The organism is Arthrobacter sp. T572, assembly GCF_056780115.1.
Genome location: NZ_JBRAZQ010000002.1, coordinates 877,756 through 904,740, shown reverse-complemented (window position 1 = coordinate 904,740; position 26,985 = coordinate 877,756). Strand labels below are relative to the sequence as shown.

23 protein-coding genes, 1 tRNA gene and 2 rRNA genes are annotated in these 26,985 nt (G+C 63.3%); 12 read left to right on the top strand and 14 right to left on the bottom strand.

Going from position 1 to position 26,985, the window contains the following annotated elements; translation table 11 throughout:
• Positions 1-49: 49 nt before the first annotated feature.
• The 3 genes from lhgO to ACUYMZ_RS05395 form a co-directional block, all read right to left on the bottom strand.
• Positions 50-1,252 (bottom strand): L-2-hydroxyglutarate oxidase, encoded by a 1,203-nt coding sequence (gene lhgO, locus ACUYMZ_RS05405; RefSeq protein ID WP_481602350.1) that lies wholly within the window; start codon positions 1,250-1,252, stop codon positions 50-52.
• 142 nt (positions 1,253-1,394) lie between these two features.
• On the bottom strand, positions 1,395-1,886 hold the full coding sequence (locus tag ACUYMZ_RS05400; RefSeq protein WP_426006101.1) for a DUF805 domain-containing protein: 492 nt from the start codon (positions 1,884-1,886) through the stop codon (positions 1,395-1,397).
• A gap of 152 nt (positions 1,887-2,038) precedes the next feature.
• On the bottom strand, positions 2,039-3,187 hold the full coding sequence (locus tag ACUYMZ_RS05395; protein WP_481602349.1) for an MFS transporter: 1,149 nt from the start codon (positions 3,185-3,187) through the stop codon (positions 2,039-2,041).
• Positions 3,188-3,368: 181 nt separating this feature from the next.
• Between ACUYMZ_RS05395 and ACUYMZ_RS05390 the strand changes: the two genes are divergently transcribed.
• The 3 genes from ACUYMZ_RS05390 (at position 3,369) to ACUYMZ_RS05380 (ending at position 4,974) form a co-directional block, all read left to right on the top strand.
• A complete protein-coding gene (locus tag ACUYMZ_RS05390; protein ID WP_481602348.1) occupies positions 3,369-3,827 on the top strand; it encodes a MarR family winged helix-turn-helix transcriptional regulator in 459 nt (152 codons plus the stop codon).
• A gap of 154 nt (positions 3,828-3,981) precedes the next feature.
• A complete protein-coding gene (locus tag ACUYMZ_RS05385; RefSeq protein ID WP_426006098.1) occupies positions 3,982-4,233 on the top strand; it encodes a hypothetical protein in 252 nt (83 codons plus the stop codon).
• A gap of 9 nt (positions 4,234-4,242) precedes the next feature.
• Positions 4,243-4,974 carry a DUF72 domain-containing protein gene (locus tag ACUYMZ_RS05380; protein WP_481602347.1) on the top strand — a complete coding sequence of 244 codons (732 nt, stop codon included), beginning with the start codon at positions 4,243-4,245 and terminating at the stop codon, positions 4,972-4,974.
• Between the two features lie 43 nt (positions 4,975-5,017).
• Here the strand turns inward: ACUYMZ_RS05380 and ACUYMZ_RS05375 are convergent, their stop codons facing one another.
• Positions 5,018-6,670: a RecQ family ATP-dependent DNA helicase gene (locus ACUYMZ_RS05375; RefSeq protein WP_481602346.1), complete on the bottom strand. Its 1,653-nt coding sequence runs from the start codon at positions 6,668-6,670 to the stop codon at positions 5,018-5,020.
• Positions 6,671-6,878: 208 nt separating this feature from the next.
• On the opposite strand from ACUYMZ_RS05375, the gene ACUYMZ_RS05370 reads away from it, so the two are divergent.
• Positions 6,879-8,090, top strand: a complete 1,212-nt coding sequence (locus ACUYMZ_RS05370; protein ID WP_481602345.1) for a cation:proton antiporter — start codon at positions 6,879-6,881, stop codon at positions 8,088-8,090.
• A gap of 92 nt (positions 8,091-8,182) precedes the next feature.
• On the top strand, positions 8,183-9,076 hold the full coding sequence (locus ACUYMZ_RS05365) for a glucose 1-dehydrogenase (RefSeq protein ID WP_426006094.1): 894 nt from the start codon (positions 8,183-8,185) through the stop codon (positions 9,074-9,076).
• Positions 9,077-9,134: 58 nt separating this feature from the next.
• On the opposite strand, the gene ACUYMZ_RS05360 is transcribed toward ACUYMZ_RS05365, so the two are convergent.
• Positions 9,135-9,689, bottom strand: a complete 555-nt coding sequence (locus tag ACUYMZ_RS05360; protein WP_481602344.1) for a TOPRIM nucleotidyl transferase/hydrolase domain-containing protein — start codon at positions 9,687-9,689, stop codon at positions 9,135-9,137.
• Between the two features lie 125 nt (positions 9,690-9,814).
• Between ACUYMZ_RS05360 and ACUYMZ_RS05355 the strand changes: the two genes are divergently transcribed.
• The gene (locus ACUYMZ_RS05355) at positions 9,815-10,024 is read left to right on the top strand and encodes a hypothetical protein (protein WP_426006092.1); all 210 of its coding nucleotides are present in this window, start codon (positions 9,815-9,817) and stop codon (positions 10,022-10,024) included.
• A gap of 22 nt (positions 10,025-10,046) precedes the next feature.
• Here ACUYMZ_RS05355 and ACUYMZ_RS05350 read toward each other — a convergent pair.
• Together ACUYMZ_RS05350 and ACUYMZ_RS05345 are read right to left on the bottom strand one after the other, a co-directional pair.
• Positions 10,047-10,123, bottom strand: a tRNA-Thr gene (locus ACUYMZ_RS05350).
• Positions 10,124-10,338: 215 nt separating this feature from the next.
• Positions 10,339-11,217 (bottom strand): DsbA family protein, encoded by an 879-nt coding sequence (locus tag ACUYMZ_RS05345; RefSeq protein WP_426006091.1) that lies wholly within the window; start codon positions 11,215-11,217, stop codon positions 10,339-10,341.
• A gap of 167 nt (positions 11,218-11,384) precedes the next feature.
• Between ACUYMZ_RS05345 and ACUYMZ_RS05340 the strand changes: the two genes are divergently transcribed.
• The 5 genes from ACUYMZ_RS05340 (at position 11,385) to ACUYMZ_RS05320 (ending at position 18,057) form a co-directional block, all read left to right on the top strand.
• Positions 11,385-12,866, top strand: coding sequence for an alpha,alpha-trehalose-phosphate synthase (UDP-forming) (locus ACUYMZ_RS05340; RefSeq protein WP_426006090.1), 1,482 nt, complete (start codon positions 11,385-11,387; stop codon positions 12,864-12,866).
• The gene (otsB, locus tag ACUYMZ_RS05335; protein ID WP_426006089.1) at positions 12,856-13,677 is read left to right on the top strand and encodes a trehalose-phosphatase; all 822 of its coding nucleotides are present in this window, start codon (positions 12,856-12,858) and stop codon (positions 13,675-13,677) included. The genes ACUYMZ_RS05340 and otsB overlap by 11 nt, the downstream gene beginning before the upstream one ends.
• A gap of 200 nt (positions 13,678-13,877) precedes the next feature.
• Entirely contained in the window at positions 13,878-14,960 is a 1,083-nt protein-coding gene (locus tag ACUYMZ_RS05330; protein WP_426006088.1) for an ABC transporter ATP-binding protein, read from the top strand.
• Positions 14,961-15,043: 83 nt separating this feature from the next.
• Positions 15,044-16,645 carry a beta-N-acetylhexosaminidase gene (locus ACUYMZ_RS05325; RefSeq protein ID WP_481602343.1) on the top strand — a complete coding sequence of 534 codons (1,602 nt, stop codon included), beginning with the start codon at positions 15,044-15,046 and terminating at the stop codon, positions 16,643-16,645.
• A complete protein-coding gene (locus ACUYMZ_RS05320; protein WP_426006086.1) occupies positions 16,642-18,057 on the top strand; it encodes a DUF4032 domain-containing protein in 1,416 nt (471 codons plus the stop codon). Before ACUYMZ_RS05325 ends, ACUYMZ_RS05320 begins: the two co-directional genes overlap by 4 nt.
• A gap of 1 nt (position 18,058) precedes the next feature.
• On the opposite strand, the gene ACUYMZ_RS05315 is transcribed toward ACUYMZ_RS05320, so the two are convergent.
• Positions 18,059-18,742, bottom strand: coding sequence for a GntR family transcriptional regulator (locus ACUYMZ_RS05315; RefSeq protein WP_481602342.1), 684 nt, complete (start codon positions 18,740-18,742; stop codon positions 18,059-18,061).
• Between the two features lie 245 nt (positions 18,743-18,987).
• Here ACUYMZ_RS05315 and ACUYMZ_RS05310 point away from each other — a divergent pair, with 245 nt between their 5' ends.
• Positions 18,988-20,217 (top strand): amidohydrolase family protein, encoded by a 1,230-nt coding sequence (locus tag ACUYMZ_RS05310; protein ID WP_481602341.1) that lies wholly within the window; start codon positions 18,988-18,990, stop codon positions 20,215-20,217.
• Positions 20,218-20,220: 3 nt separating this feature from the next.
• On the opposite strand, the gene ACUYMZ_RS05305 is transcribed toward ACUYMZ_RS05310, so the two are convergent.
• The 6 genes from ACUYMZ_RS05305 to ACUYMZ_RS05280 all read right to left on the bottom strand — a co-directional run bounded on the left by ACUYMZ_RS05305 (position 20,221) and on the right by ACUYMZ_RS05280 (position 26,871).
• On the bottom strand, positions 20,221-20,703 hold the full coding sequence (locus ACUYMZ_RS05305) for a pyridoxamine 5'-phosphate oxidase family protein (protein ID WP_481602340.1): 483 nt from the start codon (positions 20,701-20,703) through the stop codon (positions 20,221-20,223).
• An 81-nt stretch (positions 20,704-20,784) separates the two neighbouring features.
• Complete coding sequence (locus ACUYMZ_RS05300) at positions 20,785-22,230, bottom strand: FAD-binding oxidoreductase (RefSeq protein WP_481605818.1); 1,446 nt, start codon at positions 22,228-22,230, stop codon at positions 20,785-20,787.
• A gap of 137 nt (positions 22,231-22,367) precedes the next feature.
• Positions 22,368-22,898, bottom strand: a complete 531-nt coding sequence (locus tag ACUYMZ_RS05295) for a GNAT family N-acetyltransferase (protein ID WP_481602339.1) — start codon at positions 22,896-22,898, stop codon at positions 22,368-22,370.
• Positions 22,882-23,376 carry an SRPBCC domain-containing protein gene (locus tag ACUYMZ_RS05290; protein ID WP_481602338.1) on the bottom strand — a complete coding sequence of 165 codons (495 nt, stop codon included), beginning with the start codon at positions 23,374-23,376 and terminating at the stop codon, positions 22,882-22,884. Before ACUYMZ_RS05290 ends, ACUYMZ_RS05295 begins: the two co-directional genes overlap by 17 nt.
• Before the next feature lie 88 nt (positions 23,377-23,464).
• Positions 23,465-23,581 (bottom strand): 5S ribosomal RNA (gene rrf, locus ACUYMZ_RS05285).
• A gap of 142 nt (positions 23,582-23,723) precedes the next feature.
• Positions 23,724-26,871 (bottom strand): 23S ribosomal RNA (locus tag ACUYMZ_RS05280).
• Between the last annotated feature and the right edge of the window lie 114 nt (positions 26,872-26,985).

Below are 26,985 nucleotides of genomic sequence, written 5' to 3'. Positions count from 1 at the left end.
ACCGGGCCGTGATTCGCCGGGGATTTCCAGTGCGTCACCGTCTTGTAAATTACTCCTGCAATGCCTGCTGGACGATGTACTCCGCGATCGCCATCGACGAAGTAGCCCCCGGAGACGGCGCATTCCGAACCAGAACCATGTTCCGGCGTCGGGCAATGACAAAATCATCCACCAGCGTGCCGTCAGCATTCATTGCCTGGGCGCGGACGCCCCGGGTTCCGGGCCGCACTGTAGCCTCTTCCAGGGCCGGCACAAAGCGCACGGCTTCCCTGACGAATTTCCTGCGGCTCACCACCGTGCTGAACTCGCGGACCGCAGAGGGAATGTTCTGGCGGGCGAAATTCCAGAAACCAGGGAAGGCGGCGTAATTCATGACGTCCCGCGGGTTAATGTCCTGCCATGAATAGGATTCACGGCCAAAGGAGATGAATGCGTTGGGACCAAGCATCATTTCGCCATCGATCCTTTTGGTCAGGTGCACGCCAAGGAAAGGGTGCCTGGGGTCCGGCACAGGGTAGATCAGCCCTTTGACCGATTCGCGTGCTTCCTGGCCCAGCAGGAAGTATTGCCCGAAGAACGGAACGATGCGTGGTGCAGCAGGTTCCCCTGTGGCCGCGGCGAGGCGGTCGGACTGCAGGCCCGCGCACGCCACCACCAGGTCGTAGTGGTCACGTCCGTCGCGGGTGCCCACCACTACACCCTGCGCGTGCTGCTCCAGCGAGGTCACTTCCTGCCCCAAGCGGATATCCCCGCCGGCGGCGCGGACATCATCGGCGAGCGCGGCGGTGATGGCCGCGTAGTCCACAATGGCGGTTTCCGGTGAGTGCAGTGCGGACAGCCCGACGGCGTTCGGCTCCACCTCGCGTATCTGCCCGCCGGTCAGCATCCGTGCACCGGGGACCCCGTTGGCCTGCGCCCGGATGAAGATCTTGTCCAGCCGGGCTGATTCTTCCGGGGTCTGGGCGATGACGAGCTTGCCGCACGCCTCATAGGGCAGGCCCCGGTCAGCGCAGAACTCCTTGAGCAGGTGGACACCCCTGCGGCACAGTGTTGCTTTCAGCCCGCCGGGCTCATAATAGAGGCCTGCGTGCACCACTCCCGAGTTGTGGCCGGTCTGGTGGGCCGCAAGGCGGTCTTCCTTTTCATACACCGTCACCTGGACTTCAGGGAGCTTCCTGGTAAGTTCCCGCGCTACGGCCACCCCGATGATGCCCCCGCCAATAACTGCGCAGCGCTTGATGGTGCTGGTCATGTCACTCCTGGTCGGGGAAGGTGTCCGAAGCTTTCAGCATGCCATGGCTCCGTCCGGGCAGGACGCAACCCGGGCCTGGCGGGTACGCAAAAGGGGCGGCACACCAGGTGCCGCCCCTTGATGGCGTCAGGAACCGGATTCCCTAGGCGGTGGGAACGTCAAAGCGCTGGCCGGCCGGGTTGGACGGCAGGAGCGCGAAGACGAGGATGGCAAGACCGCCGACGAACGGGATGAGGCCCAGCAGCGCAAGCCAGCCGCTGAAGTTGCCGTCGTGGAGGCGGCGGACCAACAGGGCGATGGAGGGAACCAGCACCGCCAAGTAGAACACCAGCAGGAGGATGAGGCCAACGGTTGCACCGGGGCCGGGAGTCGCGGTGCCGTTGGCGGAAACAGTAGCGCCGGCGCTGCCAAGCAGGCCGGTCAGGAGCTGGAGAACGAAGCCGATGACGCCCAGGGCAAGGGCAACCCACCAGTACTCGCTGCGGCTCGCACGGCCGGTAAAGGTGGCGTACTTCTTGAAGAAACGCTGGATGGCTGCACCGATCGGCGCGCCGTAGTAAGGAGCCCAGAGCGGCGGCTCGCCGCCCTGTGCTGCGTAAGGCTGGGTCTGCTGCGGTTGCTGCGGATAGCTCATTGGTAGATCCCCCGAACTTAAAGTGTGAATGATGCGTACTCGGTGACGAGTCGTTGATCATCGTAGTGCCCCGGCGGCAATTTAGGCAGTTCGATGGACAAAATTAACCGCGATTTAGCCGATTGACGGAATGTTTCCTGCCGTGAAAAAGGTCACGAACCTGCGTTTTTGGGATAGGCGGCCATCATCAGCCCGGAGACGATCCAGATGCTTCCCATGGCGATGACCAGCCCGGCACCGCCCAGTCCGGCCGCGGAGGCAGCCAGGGCTGCACCGGCTGCCGAAGCACTTGCCCGGAACCCGGCGCTGACCGTGAAGATCTGCGACTTCAACGGCGCCGGGCTGTGCTGGTTGCGCAGGAACAGCATGGACGCGGCGGTCGGCGCCGTGAAGACGCCTGACAGTCCGATCAGGATGACCGCCCACACCATGCCCAGGTCAATGGCAGCCATAACCGTCAGTCCACCAGTGGCCAGGAATCCTGCCAGCATGACCCAGTGGGGCTGCCGGCGGGTTGGGCGCGCCGTCTCGTAGAGTGCGCCGGCAAGGCTGCCGACAGCGAATGACGTCACGACGGCCGCGCCCTCGGCCGGGGAGCCGATCCGTTCGATCGACAAGGCGATCGCGGCCACCGCCAGTCCGCCCTGCCCCAACTGGGTGAACGTTGACGATGCCGTCACCACCGCTAAAGGGCGATGCCCGAAGATCCTGCGCAATCCCGAGGTGATGGCCTGCCAGGGTGAGCCGGCACTGCGACCGTGCGGACGCAGCTTCAAGATCCCCACGGCCAGGGCTCCAGCCACAGCGGCCAGCGCCAACACCGCCAGCGCCGCCCGGGCGGGAAGGAAAGCAGCGATCGCCGCAACCAGGGCCGGCCCTGCTACGGCCGAAACGTTGTAGGACAGGGCGTCGTAGGCGAAAGCCCGCCTCCCATCTGGGATGGCACCTGCCACGAAACTGGACAAGCCACCCAGGTAGAACGGCGACACAGCGCCTGCCACTACCAGGATCACAAAGACCAGCGGCAAGGGCACCTGGCCCAGGAACGCCGCGGCAACGAACGAGCCAGCCGTCAGCAGCCCGGCGCCAGCGATCAGCGCCCCCGGCCGGGCCGCGCGGTCCAGCGCCGTACCCGCCAAAGGGGCCGCCAGAACGCTCGGTCCCAGCGATGCTGCGACCAGGAGACCCCCGACGGCGACATCCCCCACCTGCTCGACCGCCGCGAGGGGCAGGGCTACTGCGGCTCCCGCGCTTGCCATTCGTGGCGGAACGGAAGCTGCGAGGTATCCGGGCGCGCCCATATGCAGATGATGCCCCTTGTCAGGTTTGTGGGAATGAGTCTTCCCTGCACCATAGCCCACGGTCTTCCCGCGGCTGGGCGATGACGTTCAGCGGCGTCATGGGAACCTTATCGTGGCCGGTTCGGCGGGATATCTCTGAAAGAATGCAAAGGTTGGTCGTTACTTACTATCTGGGGTTGTCATGGGTCCGCTGAGCGCCGAAGTACAGATTCCACGCCTGGCCGCTGCGGAGATCGGGAATGATGCGAGCCTCCTGCTCGGCAAGGTCCATGCAGGCGTTTTGTCCCTCAACAAGCGTGTCCTGAGCGATTTCAGGCTGAGGGAACGCTCTTTCGCTGTGCTGACCCTCGCCTGCAGCGGACTTGAAGCCACGCAACGTGAGCTTGCCGAATTCCTGAGCCTTGATATGAACCAGGTGGCCGGGCTGATCGATGACCTGGAACACCGCGGCCTGGTGGAGCGCGTTCCGGGGCAACGGAACAGACGGTCCCGGGCCATCGTCTCCACGGACGAGGGGCGCCGTATCCACACCAAACTGCGGGCAGAGCTGCAGGCCTGCGAGCAGCAGCAGCTCGCCCACCTGAGCGACCAAGAGACTGAGCAACTCAAAGTTCTCCTCCGAAAGGCGCTCTGGGGTTAGCTCCTCGGTGCCGTGGACATCTGCACAACTAAACCCGCGATCGATATGCATCCGTCCATATCAGAGGCTTTTGAGTTATGCAAGGATCAAAGTTCATCTCCTGTCGAGCGTTTACGGGTCTGCTGAGGCAATCCGTACTAACCGGAATGGACCCATGAATCTCCCGCTTTTCCACGACCCCCTGCAGGGCACCGTCACCGTCGACGCCCCCGTACGTGATCCCAGGATCGGACGCGACGCCGCGTTCAGCCGGAACGCGCAGTCCCGCAGCACGCAACCACGCCCCACCACCACAAGGGCCCCTCGCACGGAGCACAGAACGCCCGTTCCGACGCGCAGCGCCCGCCAGCGCAAGGTCGCCGAAGACCTCCAGGCGCTCATGGCACGGACCGCGAACAGCCACTAGCATCCCACCATGGGCATCCACATCGGCACGTCGGGTTGGAGTTACGACCACTGGAACGGCGTGCTCTACCCGCCGGGCCTCCCCACGGCCAAGCGGTTGGATGCCTACGTCGCCAGGTTCAGCACCGTTGAGCTGAACGCGAGCTTCTACCGATGGCCACGGGATACCACCTTCGCGGGCTGGCGCAACCGCCTGCCCCCCGGCTTCGCCATGTCCGTCAAAGCGCCTCGCGGCCTGTCGCACGGCAAGAAGCTTTACGCTCCGGAGGTCTGGTTGGAGCGGATCAGCCGCTGCTGGCACGAACTGGGCGACAAGCGGGCGGTCCTTCTGGTCCAGCTCCCGCCGGACTTTGCCCGTGACGACGCCCGGCTCGACTACTTCCTGGGAGCCATTCCCCAGTGGATCAGGGTCTCGGTGGAGTTCAGGCATGACAGCTGGGACCACCCCGATGTCTACTCGATCCTGGAGCGCCATCAGACTGCCTACTGCGTCATGAGCGGAGCAAACCTGCCCTGCATCCTGCGGGCAACGGCTCCGTTCGTGTACGTCAGGCTGCACGGCCCGGACCGGCAGCACCTCTACGGCGGCTCCTACCCGGACGAGGACCTGCGGTGGTGGGCGGACAGGATCCGCGAGTGGAGCGGCTCAGGCAGGGATGTGTACGCGTACTTCAATAACGACGGCGGCGGGAACGCCGTGCGGAATGCGGACACGCTGCGGGCACTGCTCGGCGTCAATTGACGTGCCGCGGCACTGCTCGCCGCAGCTGTAACCGGGTGTCGCTTTATGCCGGTTTCAGGAGGCCGTGTTCCTCCACAGCGCTACGGGACAGCGTCTTGTAACCCTCTTGCTCGAACAGCACCGTGATGACGTCGTCTTCGTGCCGCATGACCAGCCCGGGGCCCCATTCCTTGTGGATAACCGTGGACTGCAGCGGGAAAGGCTCCTGGACTCCCGCGCCGTCGGACACTGCGGCGGCTTCGGCAGGAGCCTCGGCGCAGATGTCACAGTTGCCACACGGCTCCGGCAGGTCCTCGCCGAAGTAGCCCAGGAGGAATTGCCGCCTGCACGCGTCAGTTTCGGCGTAGGCGCGCATCATGGTCAGGCGGGACTGGTCGATGCGCTGCCTGGCCTCGGCCTTCTCCACGGCCCGCGAGACAAGGGTGGGAAGCTTGGCCTGCGATGCCAGCCGGACGCCCCGCTTTACGGTAGCAACAGCACCTGCGTCCTCCAGCTGATTGACCAGTGCCGTCACACGGCGGGCGGGATAGTCGGTGAGTTCCGAGACGGCACCTTTGGGAACCGCTGAGTCCGAAGACTTCAGGACCTTGAGGACAGCATGCAGGGCATCGGGGTCGGGGGTATGTGTCCCAAAGAACTTCCTGAGACCCAGGTCTTCCTCGCGGTAGTGGAGTACCGCCACAGCATCGGCGCCGTCACGGCCGGCCCTGCCAATCTCCTGATAGTAGGCATCCAGCGACTCGGGGATGTCCGCGTGGATCACGAACCGCACGTTGGGCTTATCAATGCCCATGCCGAATGCCGTGGTGGCAACCACGACGTCCAAAGTGTCGTCCAGGAACTCTTCATGGATGCGCTCCCTGTCAGAGGCGGAGCGACCGGCGTGATAGGCCTCGGCCCTGAGTCCGTCCTCGACGAGTTCCGCCGCGTATTTCTCCGTGTCCTTGCGCGTTGCGGCGTACAGCAGTCCATGGCCTGACTGCGCCAGTTCGGCCACCTGCCGGTGGACGGCCTTGCGCTTGTCCTTGTCCGTCTGGTGCCGCACCACGTCCAGGCCGATGTTGGGCCGGTCGAAGCCACGCACCAGCAGCAGCGGGTCTTCCATGCCCAAACGCTCCACGATTTCATCCCGGACAGGCGGGGAAGCCGTGGCTGTGAGGGCGGCCACCGGCGGGTTGCCCAGGTTACGGCGTACGTTTCCAAGTTCCAGGTAGTCCGGCCGGAAGTCGTGGCCCCATGATGAAACGCAGTGGGCCTCATCCACGACCAACATGGTGATGTCCAGCCGGGCGATCCGTTCCACGGTTTCCTGTTTGGCCAGTTGTTCAGGTGCCAGGAACAGGAAGGCCGCCTTGCCCGATTCCACGGCATGCCAGGCAGCCTCCACTTCGGCGTCGCTGCGGGAAGAGTTGACGGCGACGGCGGCCGACTCACCCAGCTGCCCGGCCAGCCCGTCCAGCTGGTCCTCCTGCAGGGCAATGAGCGGTGAAACAACGACGGCGGACCGCCCCGTTTGGAGGTGGAGGTACCGGGCTGCCACCTGGTAAGTGGCAGATTTCCCGTAGCCGGTGGGCATGACTGCGAGGACATCGCGACCGGAGGCGAGCGCATTCATGGCGGCAAGCTGGCCGTCGCGCAAATCAGGCAAAGCGAAGGTCGACGCCGCGAGGGCACGCAGCTCTTGATCGAGGGACATTGGTATGCGGCTCCACACGGTGGGTGTTGCGGCCGCTTGCTTCAGCCGAGGTAACCAGCCTAGCGCGCGGCGCCGTCCGCCGTCGCCACCGCCCGAAACACCTGTGGACAACTGTTCTTTCCCGTCGCGGGCCACAGTCCATGGCGCCGCCCGAAGGGTGGCGGTAGCTTTGGACTACTCCTCGTTCCCGGCAGGTGAGGCACCGCTGATGAATGATCTGTCTACGTCATTGCTCCTGATCGCCGCGCTGGCCATCGCCGCCCCCTTGGCTGCCCGCTCGCTGGACCGCTGGCTACGGATTCCCATCATTGTGTTCGAGATCCTGATGGGCATGCTGCTTGGCCCAAGCCTTCTGGGGTGGATCCAGTCCTCATCGTTCACGGATACGCTGGCGGATTTCGGCCTGGCAATGTTGTTTTTCGTGGCCGGGAACGAGATCGACTTCGCGGCCATCCGCGGGCGTCCCGCCTACCGCGCAACGGCTGGGTGGCTGATCTCGTTGGCCCTTGGAGTTGGCGCCGGATTCCTGCTCGCACCTGGTTTCGAGGCCGCCGTGATCATTGGTGTGGCACTGTCCTCAACTGCCCTGGGGACGTTGATGCCGATTCTTCGTGACGCCGGTGAAGCGAGGACTCCGCTGGGCACCGCGGTCACCGCCCTGGGTGCGGTGGGAGAATTCGGCCCCTTGATCGCGGTCTCGCTGTTTTTCAGCGGCCGGGAGGTTGGCCCTGCCACCCTGGTGCTGCTGGGCTTCGTGCTTCTGACGGGGCTGGCAATCTTCCTGGCTTCACGGTCGCAGCACACCTTCCTTCACTTCCAGGTGACCAGCACGCTGCACACGAGTGGCCAGTTTGCCGTGCGTTCGATCATGTTCATCCTGACTGCCCTGGTGGTGCTCAGCATGGTGCTGGGCCTCGACATGCTGCTGGGCGCTTTTGCGGCGGGCGTCCTGTGGCAGGTGGTGATGGCCCGCGCCCCGGAGACCGACCGCCAAGTGATTGAGACCAAGATCGATGCCGTGGCGTTCGGTTTCCTGGTCCCGGTCTTCTTCATCGATACGGGCATTGATTTCGACCTTAAGGCCCTCGTTGCCAGCCCCCTGACCCTGGCGACGGTTCCGCTGTTCCTGCTCCTGCTGCTGCTCGCCAGGGGCGTGCCGTCGCTGCTGGCTGCACCGCACAGGTCGTCGTTTGCGGATAAGCGCGCGGTGGCGCTCTTTGCTGCCACAGGCTTGCCCATCATCGTCGCCGTCACCGGTATCGGCAAGGACGAAGGGCTGATTTCCAGTGGTACCGCTGCTGCCCTGGTTGGTGCGGGAATGCTGTCGGTGCTGCTCTTCCCGCTCCTGGCCCTGCACAGGCGCAAGGCAACGCCGGTGGATCCGGCCGCCGGGTTGGCAACCCACCCTCCCCATGCTTAGGCTGGAATGGTAAGGCTGCTTAGTAACTGTGCGGCATGTCCACGGCGGGACGGCGCAAGCAACCGCCCGCCTGCAACAGATGGAGGACTTCCATGACTGACCAGTACACCTTCCGAAACCCCGTCACCGCCTACGAGCACATCTCTCCCCCTGAACAGCACCAGCCCGAGCCCGGCCTCGATGCCGAGCTGACACCCAAGGCCGACCTCGGAGAGGACACCTACCGGGGTACAGGCCGGCTGGAAGGCCGGAAGGCGATCGTCACGGGCGCGGATTCAGGCATCGGGGCGGCCACGGCCATCGCGTTCGCCCGGGAAGGCGCCGACGTCGTCCTTTCCTACCTGCCCGAAGAGGAAGAAGATGCTGCGCGGATAGCGGGGATCATTGAGGCCGCCGGCCGCAAGGCCGTCAAGGTACCGGGCGACCTCAAGGATTCTGCCGTATGCCGCGAACTGGTCGATACCGCGGTGGAAACGCTCGGCGGCATCGACATTCTGGTCAACAACGCCGGCAAGCAGGTGGCCCAGGAAGAGCTGGGGCAGATCAGCGACGAGCAGTTCGACCACACCCAGAAGACCAACGTCTACGCCATGTTCTGGTTGACCAAGGCCGCCCTGCCGCACATGCCGGCAGGCTCCACCATTATCAACACCACGTCAATCCAGGCCTACAACCCCTCGCCCACACTGGTGGATTACGCCACCACCAAGGCCAGCATCAACAACTTCACCAAGGGACTCGCCCAGCAGCTGGCCCCCAAGGGGATCCGGGTCAACGCCGTGGCGCCAGGCCCCATTTGGACCCCGCTGCAGGTCAGCAGCGGACAGCCGAAGGAAGAATTGCCCGAATTCGGACAGTCCACTCCCTTGGGCCGTGCCGGCCAGCCAGCGGAACTGGCGCCGGCGTACGTCTTCCTGGCCTCCCCCGAGTCCAGCTACGTGGTGGGTGAGACGCTGAACGTCAACGGCGGCAGCCCCACGCCTTAGCGGTTGATCCACGACGGCGGCACTCGCCACAAAGGCCCGCGCCGCCGTCGTGGGTGGCCTAGGTGGCCGCCGCGAAGGACGCTACCAGCAGTTCCAGCGGCGGTGGCGCCTGGCCTTCCGGCAGGGCATTGACCAGCAGCGGAGCGTACCGGATCTTGTTTCCACTGCGTCCGCCGAAGAACCGCCGCAGCTGCGCCGGGACCGTCTTTTCGCGCAAGGAGGGCTGGTTCTGCAGCAACCGGAATGAGGCCAGCTCACCTTGCTCGTCGATGACGTCAAGGACGCCATCCACACCCAGGGCGCGGATCAGCTCGTCTTCCAGGTCCACATGGCAGACGTGGAAACCAAGCTCCTCCAGGTCGCCCGGACCGATCCCCGCCCGGGCCAGTGCGCGGGCTATGCCCGGCGATTCCCGTGCATCGCACAAACCCAGGAGCCGGTGGCCTTCTCCCCGGGGCCCATAACGGTCAAGGAAACGGATGATGCTGGTGGCACCGCCCATGGGAACGATCGACACCCCCAGGGCAGCAAGATCGTGGCCCCTGCGCAGGGCGAGCGCCCGGACCGCGGCACGGTCACTTTCACCCTCGACCAACACTGTTGTGGGCTGCATCCTCCCAGTATGCGGGACACCCTCCTGATGGTCTTGGCTCAACGAAAGCCGAGGTGTAGATTCCAATACTAAGGAGGCTGAGTATCGAGGTGCACGACGACAGTCGACAGTTACGGAAAGCACTCATGGATGATCCACGGCAGACAGCCCGGAAGTACTTGGAACAGCACGTCATCACGCTGGACAGCTTGTGGGCAAGGTACTGGGCCAACGGCGGCAGCGCCAAACCGCTGGAGCTGGAGGCTTACCTCTACCAAGCCAGGGAACCCTCGCCCTTCGATCTTGAAGTTCTCACGTGGGCTTTGGAAGACCTCGACGCAGAGTCACGGCAATAAGCCTGCAGCGGGGTAATTTTGCTGGAGCCCCCTGCCGGATTCGAACCGGCGACCCCCTGTTTACAAGACAGGTGCTCTGGCCAACTGAGCTAAGGAGGCGGACCCGGCGTTCCGGGACCAGCCCCGGCGAACCGGAGCAAGCGTATTTCAGCGCTAGATAAGGGTAGCCCAGACGATCCCCCGCACGGAAATCAGCCGGGCAGGACAACGGCGGCCGGCGCAGGACAACGGCGGCCGGCACAGGACAACGGCGGCCGGCGCGCCGGGGAACATGCCCCCGACGGCGACCTGCCGCCGTCGTCCGTGTCGCTAACCTAGCCCTTTGCGTCGATCGCGGTCTGGATCTCAGCGTTCAGGTCCGTGGTGCCGTCCCACTGCTTGCCGTCAATGAAGACCGTAGGCGTGCCGGTGACGCCGATTGCGGCGGCTTCCTGGGTGGCGACCTTGACGTAGGGGCGGAACTGCTTGTTCTCGATGCAGGAGTCGATGTTGGCTGCGCCCACCTCAGTGGCCATGGCCTTGAGGTCGTTATCGGAGATACCCGCGCCGCCTTCGGCCGGCTGGCGCTCGAAGAGCAGGTTGAAGAATTCCGCGTACTTCTCCGGCGAGGAGTTCACCACGCAGGCAGCGGCATTGGCCGCACGGGAGGAGTAGTTGGTGGTGGACTGGCGGTCCAGGAACCCGAGCGGGCGGTACTCCAGGGAAATTTTGCCCTCGTTGCGCAGGTTGGTCAGCGACTCCCCGTAGGTGGTCTCGAAGCGCTTGCAGACGGGGCAGATGAAGTCGATGTACGCGATGACCTTGACCGGCTTGCCGGCCTCGGCTTCGCCGCCGGGTACGGTCACGCTGGCGGGCTTGGTGGCCGGAGGCGACGGGACGTCCGCCACGTTGACGGTCGCCGGCTCCGATTTGGCGACCTCGGTGTTGGCGAGCAGCGTCACACCGCCGTGCACGTTGCCGTTGGCGGGCGTGGGACCGCTGTCCGCGACGGGCGCACTGTTCTGCATGTTCTGCACCACCACCAGGGCGATGATCACGAGGATCGCTACGACGGCAACCACGATGCCCCACAGGACCAGCATCTTGTTGCGCTTGTCCTTCTTCAGCTGTTCTTCGCGGATCCTGCGCGCTTGTTCCCGGGCCTGGGCGGTCTTCTCGGCCTTGGACAGGCGCGGTTCGTTTGCGGGGCTCATCAAATCCTCGTGGTTACTCGGGGTCGTAGTGGCAACGGGGTCAGTTTACGGGAGCAAACCTGAAGATTCGCCGCGTGTGCAGTGACCCGGTTGTTGAACGATCAACAGTGGTACATGATTCCGCCGGTAGGCTGGGAGGTGAGTCACAGCAACCCCAGGGAGCAGTAATGCAGGATTTGGCAAGCGAAAAACTCACTACGGAAGAGGGCGTCAGGGCATCTCCCACGGGGAAGCCGACGGCGAGCACCTTCGACTTCATGGTGGTGTCCAACCGCCTGCCCGTGGACCGATGCGAAGACAACGGCTGGCGCCGCTCGCCCGGCGGCCTCGTGACCGCCCTCGCCCCAATGATGACCAAGACAGACGGCGCCTGGGTGGGCTGGCACGGGGCACCGGATGAAACCGTGCGTCCGTTCAGCCATGAGGGCATGGACCTTGTGCCTGTCCAGCTCAGCAGCCACGACGTGGAGCTGTACTACGAGGGCTTCTCCAACGCGACCATCTGGCCGCTTTACCATGACGTGATCGCGCCGCCGGAGTTCCACCGTACGTGGTGGGATTCCTACCGCCAGGTCAACAAGAAGTTCGCCGACGCCGTCATCCGCCACGCGTCGGACGGGGCCACCGTGTGGGTGCAGGATTACCAGCTCCAGCTGGTCCCCCGCATGCTGCGGGAGGCACGCCCGGACCTGAAAATCGGCTTCTTCAACCACATTCCCTTCCCGCCACCGGAAATCTTTGCGCAGCTTCCGTGGCGCCGGGAGATTATCGACGGCCTGTTGGGCGCCGACCTGCTGGGCTTCCAGCGGCCCAGCGACGCCGGCAACTTCATGCGCTCGGCCCGCCGGTTCCTGGGCGCCAGCGTCAAGCAGCAACAGGTCCACGTCAAGGGACCGGACGGCAGCATCACCCACATTGCCCGCGCGCAGTCCTTCCCCATTTCGATTGATGTGGACCAGATCAGGGAACTGGCAGCCCGGCCTGACATCATCGAGCGCGCCCGGCAGATCCGCAAGGACCTGGGCGACCCCAAGACCATTCTTTTGGGCGTCGACCGGCTGGATTACACCAAGGGCATCGGCCACCGGCTCAAGGCTTTCGAAGAACTCCTGGCCGACGGCCACATCAAGGTCGAGGACGCCACGCTGATCCAGGTCGCCAGTCCCAGCCGCGAGCGCGTGGAGCAGTACCGCCTCCTCCGCGAGGAGATCGAGGGCACCGTGGGCCGCATCAACGGCACCTACGACACCATCCAGAACACCGCGGTCCGCTACCTCCACCACAGCTATCCCGTGGAGGAGATGGTGGCCCTGTACCTTGCAGCGGACGTCATGCTGGTGACCGCCCTGCGGGACGGCATGAACCTGGTGGCCAAGGAGTACGTCACGGCTCGTTCAAATGACGACGGCGCGTTGGTCCTGAGCGAGTTCGCCGGGGCAGCCGACCAGCTGAAGCAGGCCTTCCTGATCAACCCGCACGACATCGACGGCCTGAAGTCGGCGATCCTGGGCGCGGTCAATCTTTCGCCCAAGGAAGCCCGCCGGCGCATGAAACTCATGCGCAAGCAGATCCTGGACCACGACGTCGACCACTGGTCCGCGGAGTTCCTCGCCGCCCTCGACGAGAAAGTGGTCCGCGATGACAGCTGAGCGGCCAGCCCTGACCCTGTCGCCCGAGCTTCTGGATGCGGTGCGCCGGATCGCGGGAACCGAGCACCTCCTGGTGGCCCTGGACTTCGACGGGACGCTCGCCCCGATCGTGGACCACGCCGAGGACGCCCGCCCCCTGCCGCGTTCGGCCGCGGCTTTGGAGAGCCTCGCCACCCTCCCCCGCACGACGACGGCACTCATCTCGGGCCGCGCACTGGACAGTTTGCGGCTGGTCGCCTCGCCGCCTGCCGGCTCGCTCCTGATCGGCAGCCACGGCGCCGAAGTGTGGCTCGGCGAAGGTTCACTGGGGCTTGAGCTGGACGAAGCCCAGCGGGCCCGGCTGGCCGGAGTCCGCGATGTCCTGGCCGGAATCGTCAACGTCGCGCCGGGGACTTTGTTGGAGGACAAGCCGGCTGGAGTTGTCCTCCACACCAGGCTTGCTGACGACGACGTCGCGGAAGACGCCGTCGAGGCTGCCCTCCGCGAGTTGCGGGACCAGCCGGGCGTGTACCTGAAAACCGGCAAGCGGGTGCTGGAAACCTCCGTGGTCAAGGCCTCCAAAGGCGAAGCCGTGGAGTTCCTGCGCCAAGCCACCGGTGCCACGGCGATCCTGTTCGCCGGCGACGACGTAACGGATGAAGACGCCCTGGGCAGGCTCATGGGAGATGACGTGGGGATCAAGGTGGGCTTGGATTTCACGCAGGCCCAGTACCGCGTGGAGGCCCCGGTCCACGTCGCCGAGCTCCTCGAAGCGCTGCTGAAGGAGCGCCGCCGCGCCGTCCAGGAGGCAGCAGGCCAGACCGGGCAGTGACCAAAGCAACATGTGACGTTCGTAACATTTCGACAGGAAGTCAAAAAGTCTGACATACTCTTGGATGTGACGTGACGCACAGTACCGTGCGGCGTCGCACTGATCCTCCCCGGTCTTCGGCCGGGGAGTTCAACTGAACAACAAGAACCATTCACTACGGATCGTCCGGCACGTACCTGCCGGTGAAGGGATTGATAACTGTGGCAACAGTTACTTTTGACAACGCTACGCGTCTGTACCCGGGCACTGATAAGCCCGCTGTCGACAAGCTCAACATCGACATCGCCGATGGCGAATTCCTGGTCCTCGTTGGACCCTCCGGTTGCGGTAAGTCCACCTCCCTGCGCATGCTCGCAGGTCTTGAGGACGTGAACGCCGGCCGCATCCTGATCGGTGACCGTGACGTCACGGATGTTCCGCCGAAGGACCGCGACATCGCAATGGTCTTCCAGAACTACGCTCTCTACCCGCACATGACTGTTGCCGACAACATGGGCTTCGCCCTGAAGATCGCCGGCGTCTCCAAGGAAGAGCGCGCCGAGCGTGTCCGCGAAGCCGCCAAGCTCCTGGACCTCGAGCAGTACCTGGACCGCAAGCCGAAGGCGCTCTCCGGTGGTCAGCGCCAGCGTGTTGCCATGGGCCGTGCAATCGTCCGTAACCCGCAGGTCTTCCTCATGGACGAGCCGCTGTCCAACCTCGACGCCAAGCTCCGTGTCCAGACCCGTACGCAGATCGCATCCCTGACCCGCCGCCTCGGCGTCACCACGGTTTACGTGACGCACGACCAGGTTGAGGCCATGACCATGGGTGACCGCGTTGCAGTCCTCAAGGACGGCCTCCTCCAGCAGGTCGACACCCCGCGCAACCTCTACGACCGCCCGCAGAACGTGTTCGTGGCAGGCTTCATCGGCTCCCCCGCCATGAACCTGCTGGAACTGCCGGTTGTTGACGGCGGCGTCCAGTTCGGCGGCACCGTTTACCCGGTCAAGCACGACGTCCTGGACGACGCATCCGGCAAGACCGTCACCGTTGGTACCCGTCCGGAAGACCTGGAGACCGTCGGCAACGGCGAAGGCCTCCAGGTTGAGGTCGATGTCGTTGAAGAACTCGGCGCCGACGCCTACGTCTACGGCCACACCATCCTTGATGGCAAGAGCCACGACATCGTGGCCCGCGTCGACGGCCGCCGTCCTCCGATGAAGGGCGAGTCCATCTTTGTCCGTCCCCAGCAGGGCCACGTGCACCTGTTCGACACCAAGACCGGTCTCCGCCTGGGCGACTAGTCGCATTCTGCAGTGCTGACAGCGGCCCGACCCTCAACGGTCGGGCCGCTCTCTCGTTAACCCATCTCCGGCGAAAGAACGGCATGAACACGCTCGACAACCTGATCCCCTTGCCCCGGCACGTCACGCCTCTGGACGGCCAGGTTTTCACGCTCCAGCCCACGGCACGGATCATCGCTGAGGGCGCTGCCCGGACCGCTGCCGGGCAGCTGCAGCTCCTGCTGCAGCGCAGCACCGGCTTCGAACTGCCGATTGCCACCCATTCCTCTTCGGGTGACATTTCGCTGGAGTTGGTGGAAACGCTCGACGGCGGCCCCGAGGCTTACGGGCTCACCGTCACTGATGACGCCATCAAGCTGACAGCGCAAGCACCGGCCGGGTTCTTCAACGCAGTCCAGACCCTGCGCCAACTCTTCCCGGCCTCCGTGGAGCAGCCCCTGACGCCCCACGGTGCCCCACGCGCCACGCCGGACGCGGGCACGTGGGTGATTCCCGGCGTCGTTATTCATGACGCCCCCCGCTTCCAGTACCGCGGGCTCATGCTGGACGTCGCCAGAAACTTCTTCACGGTTGAAGAAGTGAAGGAGCAGATCGATGTCATGGGCCAGTTCAAGCTCAACGCCCTGCACCTTCACCTCACGGACGACCAAGCCTGGCGCATCGAAATCCAGCCGCCGGCGGACAACCCTTCCGGCCTGGACTACGGGAACCTCACAGCCGTGGGCGGCGCCGTCAACCACCCCGGAACCGGACTGGGACCGGGCCGCACCGGTTTCTATACGCAGGAAGACTTCAAGGACATCCAACGCTATGCGGCGGCGAGGAACGTCCTGGTGGTTCCGGAGATCGATCTTCCCGGCCACGTCAATGCAGCCCTGGCCGCTATCCCGCAGCTGAACCCTGACGGCCGGCCCCAACCCATGAACACCACGGGCGACGTCGGCTACTCGACCTTGGACGCCGGTCTTCCCGTTACCTATGAGTTTGTCCGTGAAGTCCTCGGCCAACTGGCTTCCATCACCACAGGTCCCTACCTCCACATTGGAGGCGACGAAGCCCTGGTGACCGGCCACGACAACTACGTCACCATGGTCCGCGAATTCGCCCGTATCGGGGCCGAAACCGGCAAGACGGTGATGGGCTGGAACGAGTACGCCGAGGTTGACCTGCCGGATGGCGCTGTAGTGCAGTACTGGCACGGCGGCTTCGACCCCGTGGTGGAGAAGGCCGGCGCCGGCTCACCGGTGCTCATGTCACCTGCAGCCACCACCTACCTCGACCAAAAGTACGATCCCGGCTCGCCCATCGGTCTGTCCTGGGTGGAAGGCGGACCGTTCACGTGGGCCGAGTACTACGACTGGGACCCGGTGCAGAGCGGACTGGCGGAGCACCAGGTGCTTGGCGTCGAGGGTCCGCTGTGGACGGAAACGGTACGTGGCAACCAACAGGCGTACTGGCTTCAGTACCCGCGTGCGGTTTCCCTCGCCGAAGTCGCATGGTCCAGCCGGCCGGCCCGGGACCTTGATGATTTCCGACGCCGGTTGGGCACCTTGGGTGAAAGGCTCAGCAGGCAGGGTGTCCCGTTCCAGGAGGCGACCGGGGTCCAGTGGTCGGCACGGCCGTCCGACCCCTTCGCGGACACGATGGGAACCAACAGCGACGAGTACGGAACAATTGAGGCATGAGCGAGACGAACGAAGCCCAGTGGCACGACGAACCGACGGACTACGGGCAGATCGGCAAGCTCCCGCGCACCGAGGCAGCGAGCGCCCAGGACTCCACGCCCCCGGCCGGTGTCATCGGTTCGCTCAACATCACCGCTGCCGCGGCTGACCCGGAACTGCTGGACCTGCCGTGGCACATTGCCCTGGAGGACTGGCCGGCGGAATACCTGGCCGCGCTCCCCCGGGGAATCTCACGCCATATTGTCCGTTTCGCCCACCTTGGTGGCTCTGTCATCGCCATCAAGGAAACCTCCGAACACGTAGCCCGCCATGAGTACCACATGCTGCGGAAGCTCGCCCGGCTGGACGTCCCCTGTGTTGAGCCCGTCGCGGTCATCACGGGCCGGACCACGGCCGATGGCAAGCCGCTGAACCCGGTCCTCGTCACCCGGCACCTGAAGTTCTCCATGCCGTACCGCGCACTGTTCTCGCAGATGCTGCGCAAGGACACCCTGACCCGCCTCATCGACGCCCAGGCCCTGTTGCTGGTCAGGCTGCACCTCATCGGCTTCTATTGGGGCGACGTTTCCCTGTCCAACACCCTTTTCCGCCGTGACGCCGGAGCCTTTGCCGCCTACCTGGTGGACGCTGAAACGGGCGAGCTGTACCCGGACCTTTCCATGGGCCAGCGGGAGTACGACCTTGAAATCGCCCGGGTCAACATCGCCGGTGAGCTGATGGACCTCCTGGACGGAGGCCTCATCGAAGAGAAGGTGGATCCGGTGGCCACCAGTGAGCTGATCATGGACAGCTACCGGCGGCTGTGGGCCGAGCTGACCGGGAAAGAGTCCTTTGAGCTCGGCGAGCGTTGGCGCGTAGGTGCCCGTATCCGCCGCCTGAATGAGCTCGGCTTCGACGTCGAGGAATACGCCATCAAGACCACCGCGGACGGATCCACCATCCAACTGCAGCCCAAAGTCGTCGACGCCGGCCACCACCAGAGGCGTTTGCTTCGCCTTACCGGCCTGGATGCCCAGGAGAACCAGGCCCGCAGGCTGCTGAACGACATGGACCAGTTCCGGGCCGACAACAATCCCGAACTGGATGAGGAAATCAGTGCCCACGCCTGGGTGAGCCAGATCTTCGAACCCATCGTCCGCTCCATCCCCCGCCACCTCGCCGGGAAACTGGAACCGGCCGAGGTTGTCCACGAAGTTTTGGAACACCGGTGGTACATGAGCCAGAAGCAGGACAGGTATGTTCCCCTTGCCGAGACCGTGCAGTCCTACCTGGACTCCGTGTTGCAGCACCGCCGTGACGAAGCCGCCATCATGCTGAATCCTGATACGGAACTGCTGAAGATCCTCGAGGTGGAAGTGGAGGAATCGAGCCGCTACGACGAGGTCGACGAATACCCGGACGCCGACGACTGACTCAGGGTTCCAGGGTCTCTGCGAGTCCGGCGAGCACGGGTTCGCGGCCCAGTTCAATGTGTGAGTAGGCCAGCGAGTACGCCAGTTCGGGGCGTCCCTGAAGGATGGCGCTGCAGAGCTGGGTGTGCTCGTCCCGTTGAAGCTCATGGCTGCGGTTGTGGGCCAGGCCGAAAATCCAGCGCATGCGTCCGAACAGGGGTTTCACGGACTCCATCAGGAGCCTGTTGCCGGAGAGGCGCACTATCTCGGTATGCAGTTGTGCGCTGATCAGCGTGACGTCGTCCATGCGTCCGTCGTCGATCGCCGCATTGGAAGCCTCCATCAGCTCCTCCAGACGGGCGCCTGATGCGCCTTGAGCAACCCGGGTGGCAGCCATCCTTGCGGCAAAGGTTTCCAGGCAGAGGCGGACATCAAAGAGCTCGTTGACGTCGGTCAGGGTCAGCTGGCGCACCACGGCGCCACGGCGCGGGAACGTTGCAACGAACCCGTCTTGTTCCAGGCGCTGGATGGCCTCACGCACCGGGATCCTGGACACACTGTACAGGTCGGACAGTTCCCTCTCGCGCAGACGCGAACCCCGGGCGAAAGTACCCGTGACGATGCCTTCGAGCACCAGTTGGTAGACCTGTTCCGCGCGGGCCTCATCGTCGCGGCCATTGGCAGGTTCCGGCGTCGCCTGGGCCACAGCACATCTTCCCTTCAGTCCGGCATCACGATCTGAAGCCGGCTCAACACGCCAGCTTCTTCCCGAGCTTACACGTGCTGGGAGATCCTGCAGGGCAGGCCTCGGCAGCTTACAGCTGGTATTCCAAGTGGGTATCTTTCTTGGTCTATTTCCCTCCATTTGTGGGAATTAAGCTATTTTGGTATTCAATGCGGCGCCCTCCCAGCTTCGGGTCCGCAGAGCCCAACGGACACAAGGAGCCACGTTTGAATACCCTGATCCGCGCCGTCCGCCCTTGGGGACAGGCCCTCAGCGACGTCAGTATTGTTGCCGACCACGCAGGCGGGAAGATCACTGCCGTCGAGCCCCACGATCCTCAACGCGCAGTCCCGGAAGGCACCGACATCGTCCAAGGCCGCAACCGGATATTGGTTCCATCCTTCTCGGACGTCCACGTTCATTTGGACTCCACGCGGATCGGACTGCCGTTCAGGGAGCACACCGGAGGGCCGGGGGTGTGGAACATGATGATGAACGACCGCATGAACTGGCGCAACGCCGAGGTCCCGCTGCAGGAACGGGTCAACACCACCCTGGGCCGCATGATTGCCCGCGGCACCACACGCGTGCGCTCGTACGCGCAAGTGGACGTCGACTGCAGGCTTGAGCGCTTCGAAGCCGTGGCCGGGGCCAAGGAGAAGTTCTCCGACAAGGCCGGGGTGGACATCATCGCGTTTCCACAGGCAGGTTTGTTGAGGGAAGAAGGCACCGTGGAACTCATGGAAGAGGCCCTGAAAGCGGGCGCCGACGTCGTGGGCGGCATCGATCCGTGCTCATTGGACCGTGATCCTGCACGGCATCTGGACATCGTCTTCGGGCTGGCTGAGAAGTACCAGGTACCGATCGACATCCATCTGCACGAACCCGGTGAGCTCGGTGTCTTCAGCACGGACCTGGTGCTGGAACGGACACGCGCCCTGGGCATGCAGGGTAAGGTGACCATGTCCCACGCCTACCAACTGGGCAGCGTCAGTGAGGCCACCACACGGCGGCTCATCGAGGCCTTCGCCGACCTCGATGTGTCCCTTGCCTCGGTTGCCCCGGCTGCGTCAGGTCAACTGCCCATCCCCCTGCTCACGGAAGCCGGCGTCCGTCTGGGCCTGGGCGAGGACGGCCAGCGGGATTACTGGTCCCCCTACGGCAACACCGACATGCTGGACCGGACGTGGCAGTTGGCTTTCACCCACGGCTTCCGTCAGGACGAACTCATTGAGCACTGCCTGGCTATCGCCACCATCGGCGGGGCCAGCATCCTGGATCCGGACGCAAGGCGGCTTCAGGGCGTAAGGCACCGTCCCGGCGTCGAGGTCGGCGACCCGGCCGAGCTCCTGCTGGTGGACGGTGAGACGGTGGCTTCCACCGTGATGGACCGCGGCCAGGATCGCACGGTGATTCATGCCGGCAAGGTGGTGGCCGACCGGCTGGAACTGGTCTAGGGACTATTCGCCCCGGGCTGTCGGAGCATCATCCAGGGGTGTCCACCACGTCACCGGCGGGGTGACCTTGAAGCGCCTGCCCGTCACGGTGTCAGGGGTGATGCGGATGAATTGGTCCTTCTGCCCCGCTTCCCAGGGAAACAAAAGGAGGCCAATGGTATCCAGCACCTCCTGTGTCAGCGTCACTGCCGACGCCTGCCCCTTCGCCACAACGCTCCAGGCAACGCCCGTTTCAGCGTTAACGCCGTCAGCCTCGATGGCCACAGGGGCATCGCTCAACGCTGCGTGGAGCTTGGTCCCTTCGCCCGTACGGAAAACCATGCTGCCGTGATCCACTTTGTAGTTCACGGGAAAGATGTCGGGGTGGCCATCCACCAGGACTGCCAGGCGTCCTACGGAAACGCTGCGCAGAAGCTCCCAGCACTCGTTGGCCGGCAGGATCTCCGTAGCAGGGGTGTCTTGTTCATGGGTGCCCGATGAGTTCATACCGCTGAGGATACGCCGCGTGGCCCCTGCCCGGACAGGGCAGGGACCGTGCCTGACGGGCGAGGGGCCACGCGAACTGTCCTAGATGGCTTTGCCAGGGTTCAAAATGCCTGCAGGATCGAACAGTTCCTTGATGCGGCGCTGCAGCTCCCGCACGGGCTCGGGCTGCTCAAGCCCCAGCCACCTGAGCTTGTACTGCCCAACGCCGTGTTCGCCAGTGATGGTCCCGCCCATTGCCAGGCCAACGCGGATGGATTCATCCAAGGCAGCATTGAGCCGGATCAGGGCATCAGAGTCCGTTGCAGGGTCCACCCGGTCCAGCCAGAACGTGGGGTGCAGGTTGCCGTCCCCGGCGTGCGCCACCACCTTGAGTTTGACGTTGAAGCGGATCGCCATGGCCTCGAGTTCGGCCACGAAGTCCACCAGGCGGGACCTGGGCACGGCAATGTCCTCACCCACCCGGAACTCGTCGTCCACTTCCACGCCGCGGCTGTTCCGGCGTAGCTCCACCAGCATTTCCGCTTCGGCGCTGGGCTCCATGGTCACGGTGGCGCCGGTGTCCGCAAGCACCCGCCTGACGACGTCAGCTTCGGCCGCGGCACCAAAACCGTCCGTCTGCACCAGCAACAACGATCTGCCGCGCTTCTGGAGATCGGAGCCGTTGATATCGTCCAGCTGCTCCAGCGTCCCGTTGTCCAGGAGCTCCATGATGGCGGGTTGAACCCGTGCCTTGCCTACCGCCAACACCCCTGCGGCGGCACTGCGGAAGTCCTGGTAGAACGCAGCGATGGTGTGGATCTCCCGGGGCAGGTACTTCAACCGGACGGTGATTCCCACCACAATCCCGAGCGTTCCTTCCGAACCCACCAAAAGCGCCGTCAGGTCGTAGCCGGCCACCCCCTTGAACGTCTGGTGCCCCGTGTGCAGAAGCGATCCATCGGCCATGACCACATCCAATGCGAGCACGGAATCCCTGGTGACGCCGTACTTGGCACACCGCAATCCGCCGGCATTGGTTGCTACGTTGCCGCCGATCGTCGACATCTTGTAGCTCGCAGGATCCGGCGCGTACATCAGGCCATGGACAGCGGCGGCAGCATTAAGGTCGGCATTAATGACGCCAGGTTCGACCACGGCAGTTTCGTCATCAGGGTTGAGGTCCAGGATGCGGGTCATCCGTTCCAGGCTGAGCACGATACAGCCGGCGGTTGCGTGCGCACCTCCGGATACACCGGTACCCGCCCCGCGGGGGACAATCGGCACATCATGGGCAGCGCACGTGCGGACGATGAGCTGTACGTCGCCTACCGATTCCGCCCATACGACGGCGAGGGGCAGGTGCCGCTCGGGCAGCGGCCCTTGGTCTGCCGAGTAGGTGGTGCGGGTGGAATGACCTTCGTCCACCTGACCCCGCCCCAGTCCCTGGACAAGTTCGTCCAGGAACGCACGCTCCGCAGCGGTGGGGCTGCCGCCGTCCACGTTGACGAGCGTCCGCTCCTTGATGTTTTCCTCTGTTGTTCCGGCCATGACCGTTTCGTCTGACAAGGTGGTTCCTCCACATGAGCACCGCGGACACGCCAAACCGGCAGTCTTCGCAGTGTTTTCAGTCATCACAGTCTAGCCACCGCGACCTCACAAGGGAGAAAGCCTTTCCACGGATGCAGCTAGCGCAACCGCCGCTCCATGATGAGCTCCCTTTTGCTGGTGTCCTGTGGGTAGGGTTTGCTCGCCCCTGTTGGAGTAAACCCGTGCCGCGCATAGAAAGCCAGTGCCCGTGCGTTGTCTTGGTGCACTCCAAGCTCCAGGATGGCGGCATCCAATTCCTCGCGGGCCGCCGCGCAAGCCTGGTCAAGGAGCTCGTCGGCAAGACCAAGGCCACGGTGTTGCGGCGCTACGTACACGCTGATCAGGACAGCCTGAAGCGGCCTGTCCGGTTGTTGAGGCTCTTTGACCACCACCCTCATCAACCCGGACAGCGGACCGCCGTCCGAGCCGGTATCCGCCACCAAGGTGACACTGCTGTCTCCTGCCATCGCGGCCGCGCGTTCCTGCCATTGGGTATCGGTTTGGCGCCGCGCCGAGTCCAGGCTCTCCACGTAGGCCATGGGAGTATCGGCAAGCATCTCGAGGCGGACCTTTTTCAGCAGGGGCCAGTCTTCAGCCGTGAGCCTGCGGACCCTAAGCAACCGCCCCACCCATGAACCTCACGTATCGATCCAGGACGCGGGGCCACCCTTCGGCATATGACTCCCGGCTGGCGGCCGGGTCCTCGGCACCTTCCCAGCCGTCGTGGACCAGGCGCACTTCGGTTCCGCCGTCCACGGCACGGAAAGACACCCGCAGCTCCGTGGACCACAGGGCCGTGCTTGCGGGATGCCAACTGGCATGGAAAGACAGCGGAGGCTGCCAGTCATCAATGGTCCCCCACAAAGATGTGCGGCCGTCTTCGGCTGTTTCCAGGATCATGTTCTCTTCGAACTCGACGTGGGAGCCGGCGCCAAAGACACTCTCGTCTTCAAGCGGCCACCAGAGATGCGGGTGGTCTGTGAAGCCCATGAAAGCGTGGGGTACATCGGCGGGAACCACCACCGTGACCACAAGCGGCTCCAGGTCGAAGGCCTCCGGGGAAGGTGGGGCCGGGTCCGGCTCGGGATGGCTAAAAAGACTGTCCATGAGCAACAACTCTACCTGTGGGGATGTTTGCCGGGCTTAAATGGGTGGAGCCCCGACCGTCGTGGTCGAGGCTCCTCCGTTGAAGTGTGTCCGGCGGTGTCCTACTCTCCCACACCCTCCCGGGTGCAGTACCATCGGCGCTGTGGGTCTTAGCTTCCGGGTTCGGAATGGGACCGGGCGTTTCCCCCACGCTATGACCGCCGTAACCTTGTTACCCGTCCCCCCGTGTTGGGGGGGTGGGAAGTTTGTGTGGTTACAACTGTGGTGTTGTTATTTGGTTGTGGTTGGTTTTCCTGAACGGGTTGTTGTTCGGGAACCACATAGTGGACGCGTGCATGCAAGTGTGTGTGGTGTTAGTTGTTGGCCTATTAGTACCGGTCAGCTTCACGAGTCTTTGGTCCTCGCTTCCACGTCCGGCCTATCAACCCAGTGGTCTGGCTGGGGGCCTCTCACACGCTAGGTGTGTGGAAATCTCATCTTGAAGCGAGCTTCCCGCTTAGATGCTTTCAGCGGTTATCCCATCCGAACGTAGCTAATCAGCGGTGCACTTGGCAGTACAACTGACACACCAGAGGTTCGTCCGTCCCGGTCCTCTCGTACTAAGGACAGCCCTTCTCAAATTTCCTGCGCGCGCAGCGGATAGGGACCGAACTGTCTCACGACGTTCTAAACCCAGCTCGCGTACCGCTTTAATGGGCGAACAGCCCAACCCTTGGGACCTACTCCAGCCCCAGGATGCGACGAGCCGACATCGAGGTGCCAAACCATGCCGTCGATATGGACTCTTGGGCAAGATCAGCCTGTTATCCCCGAGGTACCTTTTATCCGTTGAGCGACGGCCATTCCACAATGTACCGCCGGATCACTAGTCCCGACTTTCGTCCCTGCTTGAGATGTCTCTCTCACAGTCAAGCTCCCTTGTGCACTTACACTCGACACCTGATTGCCAACCAGGCTGAGGGAACCTTTGGGCGCCTCCGTTACTCTTTAGGAGGCAACCGCCCCAGTTAAACTACCCATCAGGCACTGTCCCTGACCCGGATCACGGGCCGAAGTTAGATGTCCAAAGTGACCAGAGTGGTATTTCAACGATGACTCCACCCGAACTGGCGTCCGGGCTTCAACGTCTCCCACCTATCCTACACAAGCCACTCCGAACACCAATACCAAACTATAGTAAAGGTCTCGGGGTCTTTCCGTCCTGCTGCGCGTAACGAGCATCTTTACTCGTACTGCAATTTCGCCGAGTTTATGGTTGAGACAGCGGGGAAGTCGTTACTCCATTCGTGCAGGTCGGAACTTACCCGACAAGGAATTTCGCTACCTTAGGATGGTTATAGTTACCACCGCCGTTTACTGGGGCTTAAATTCTCAGCTTCGCCACGCGAGGTGGCTAACCGGTCCTCTTAACCTTCCAGCACCGGGCAGGAGTCAGTCCGTATACATCGTCTTGCGACTTCGCACGGACCTGTGTTTTTAGTAAACAGTCGCTTCCCCCTGGTCTCTGCGGCCCACACCCGCTCCACAACGCAAGGTCGTTTCACGGGGCAGGCCCCCCTTCTCCCGAAGTTACGGGGGCATTTTGCCGAGTTCCTTAACCATAATTCTCTCGATCGCCTTGGTATTCTCTACCTGATCACCTGTGTCGGTTTGGGGTACGGGCAGCTAAAACCTCGCGTCGATGCTTTTCTAGGCAGCATAGGATCACCGGATCCCCCCGAACGGGGGTCCCATCAGATCTCAGGAGCGTGCTCGAAGCACACAGGAACGGATTTGCCTATCCCTGACCCTACATCCTTGGACCGGGGCTACCATCGCCCGGCCCGGCTACCTTCCTGCGTCACACCTGTTAATACGCTTACCTCCCGGGATCAGGTCCCAGCCACCACCACAACCATCACACCACAAGTGGTGATCCGGCCAGGTGGGGGGTGGTTAGTATCCCCCGCTCAGTATTGGCGGTTTTTCGCCGGTACGGGAATATCAACCCGTTGTCCATCGACTACGCCTGTCGGCCTCGCCTTAGGTCCCGACTTACCCAGGGCAGATTAGCTTGACCCTGGAACCCTTGATCATTCGGCGGACGGGTTTCCCACCCGTCTTTCGCTACTCATGCCTGCATTCTCACTCGTGTAGGCTCCACCGCTGGTTTCCACCGCGACTTCACCGCCCACACGACGCTCCCCTACCCATCCACACCCCTGAACCACAAAGGGCTGAGGTATATGTGTGAATGCCACAACTTCGGCGGTGTACTTGAGCCCCGCTACATTGTCGGCGCGGAATCACTTGACCAGTGAGCTATTACGCACTCTTTCAAGGATGGCTGCTTCTAAGCCAACCTCCTGGTTGTCTAAGCAACTCCACATCCTTTCCCACTTAGCACACGCTTAGGGGCCTTAGTTGGTGGTCTGGGCTGTTTCCCTCTCGACTATGAAGCTTATCCCCCACAGTCTCACTGCTGCGCTCTGACTTACCGGCATTCGGAGTTTGGCTGACGTCAGTAACCTTGTAGGGCCCATCGGCCATCCAGTAGCTCTACCTCCGGCAAGAAACACGCAACGCTGCACCTAAATGCATTTCGGGGAGAACCAGCTATCACGGAGTTTGATTGGCCTTTCACCCCTACCCACAGCTCATCCCCTCCATTTTCAACTGAAGTGGGTTCGGTCCTCCACGACGTCTTACCGTCGCTTCAACCTGGCCATGGGTAGATCACTCCGCTTCGGGTCTAGATCACGCCACTCAAACGCCCTGTTCAGACTCGCTTTCGCTACGGCTGCCCCACACGGGTTAACCTCGCGACGTAACACTAACTCGCAGGCTCATTCTTCAAAAGGCACGCCATCACAACAACAAGGCTGCTCTGACGGATTGTAAGCACACGGTTTCAGGTACTGTTTCACTCCCCTCCCGGGGTACTTTTCACCTTTCCCTCACGGTACTGGTCCGCTATCGGTCATCAGGAAGTATTTAGGCTTATCAGGTGGTCCTGACAGATTCACACGGGATTTCTCGGGCCCCGTGCTACTTGGGATCCTCACCAAAGGCGGTGCACAACATTACGGTTACGGGACTCACACCCTCTCTGGCCGGCCTTTCAAGACCGTTCACCTATACCTGCACTCTCACCCCACCGGTCCGGCAGAACCAGTACAGCAAGTCCCACAACCCCGCCCACGCAACGCCCGCCGGCTATCACACATGGGTCGGTTTAGCCTCATCCGCGTTCGCTCGCCACTACTAACGGAATCACTCTTGTTTTCTCTTCCTACGGGTACTGAGATGTTTCACTTCCCCGCGTTCCCCCCACGCACCCTATGAGTTCAGGTACGGGTCACACAATCACCTTGCAGCGTTATGCGGGGTTTCCCCATTCGGACATCCTGGGATCACCGCTCGGTTATCAACTCCCCCAGGCTTATCGCAGATTCCTACGTCCTTCTTCGGCTCCTGATGCCAAGGCATCCACCGTGCGCCCTTAAAAACTAGACCACACACACCAAACCCCACCAAGGGGCCTGGCTGATGCTTGAATCCATTCGAGAGAACCACAGGAAAACCACCACCCACCCAACAGGCAGGCAGCAGTCCCAGGTTCTAAATCAA

Coding starts and splice junctions, on each gene's coding strand:
- ACUYMZ_RS05360 (WP_481602344.1), bottom strand. CDS start 9,689: ATGCAGCCCACAACAGTGTTGGTCGAGGGTGAAAGTGACCGTGCCGCG.
- ACUYMZ_RS05395 (WP_481602349.1), bottom strand. CDS start 3,187: ATGGGCGCGCCCGGATACCTCGCAGCTTCCGTTCCGCCACGAATGGCA.
- ACUYMZ_RS05390 (WP_481602348.1), top strand. CDS start 3,369: ATGGGTCCGCTGAGCGCCGAAGTACAGATTCCACGCCTGGCCGCTGCG.
- ACUYMZ_RS05290 (WP_481602338.1), bottom strand. CDS start 23,376: ATGGACAGTCTTTTTAGCCATCCCGAGCCGGACCCGGCCCCACCTTCC.
- ACUYMZ_RS05375 (WP_481602346.1), bottom strand. CDS start 6,670: ATGTCCCTCGATCAAGAGCTGCGTGCCCTCGCGGCGTCGACCTTCGCT.
- ACUYMZ_RS05355 (WP_426006092.1), top strand. CDS start 9,815: ATGGATGATCCACGGCAGACAGCCCGGAAGTACTTGGAACAGCACGTC.
- ACUYMZ_RS05385 (WP_426006098.1), top strand. CDS start 3,982: ATGAATCTCCCGCTTTTCCACGACCCCCTGCAGGGCACCGTCACCGTC.
- otsB (WP_426006089.1), top strand. CDS start 12,856: ATGACAGCTGAGCGGCCAGCCCTGACCCTGTCGCCCGAGCTTCTGGAT.
- ACUYMZ_RS05340 (WP_426006090.1), top strand. CDS start 11,385: ATGCAGGATTTGGCAAGCGAAAAACTCACTACGGAAGAGGGCGTCAGG.
- ACUYMZ_RS05300 (WP_481605818.1), bottom strand. CDS start 22,230: ATGGCCGGAACAACAGAGGAAAACATCAAGGAGCGGACGCTCGTCAAC.
- ACUYMZ_RS05380 (WP_481602347.1), top strand. CDS start 4,243: ATGGGCATCCACATCGGCACGTCGGGTTGGAGTTACGACCACTGGAAC.
- lhgO (WP_481602350.1), bottom strand. CDS start 1,252: ATGACCAGCACCATCAAGCGCTGCGCAGTTATTGGCGGGGGCATCATC.
- ACUYMZ_RS05325 (WP_481602343.1), top strand. CDS start 15,044: ATGAACACGCTCGACAACCTGATCCCCTTGCCCCGGCACGTCACGCCT.
- ACUYMZ_RS05345 (WP_426006091.1), bottom strand. CDS start 11,217: ATGAGCCCCGCAAACGAACCGCGCCTGTCCAAGGCCGAGAAGACCGCC.
- ACUYMZ_RS05320 (WP_426006086.1), top strand. CDS start 16,642: ATGAGCGAGACGAACGAAGCCCAGTGGCACGACGAACCGACGGACTAC.
- ACUYMZ_RS05370 (WP_481602345.1), top strand. CDS start 6,879: ATGAATGATCTGTCTACGTCATTGCTCCTGATCGCCGCGCTGGCCATC.
- ACUYMZ_RS05400 (WP_426006101.1), bottom strand. CDS start 1,886: ATGAGCTATCCGCAGCAACCGCAGCAGACCCAGCCTTACGCAGCACAG.
- ACUYMZ_RS05305 (WP_481602340.1), bottom strand. CDS start 20,703: ATGAACTCATCGGGCACCCATGAACAAGACACCCCTGCTACGGAGATC.
- ACUYMZ_RS05365 (WP_426006094.1), top strand. CDS start 8,183: ATGACTGACCAGTACACCTTCCGAAACCCCGTCACCGCCTACGAGCAC.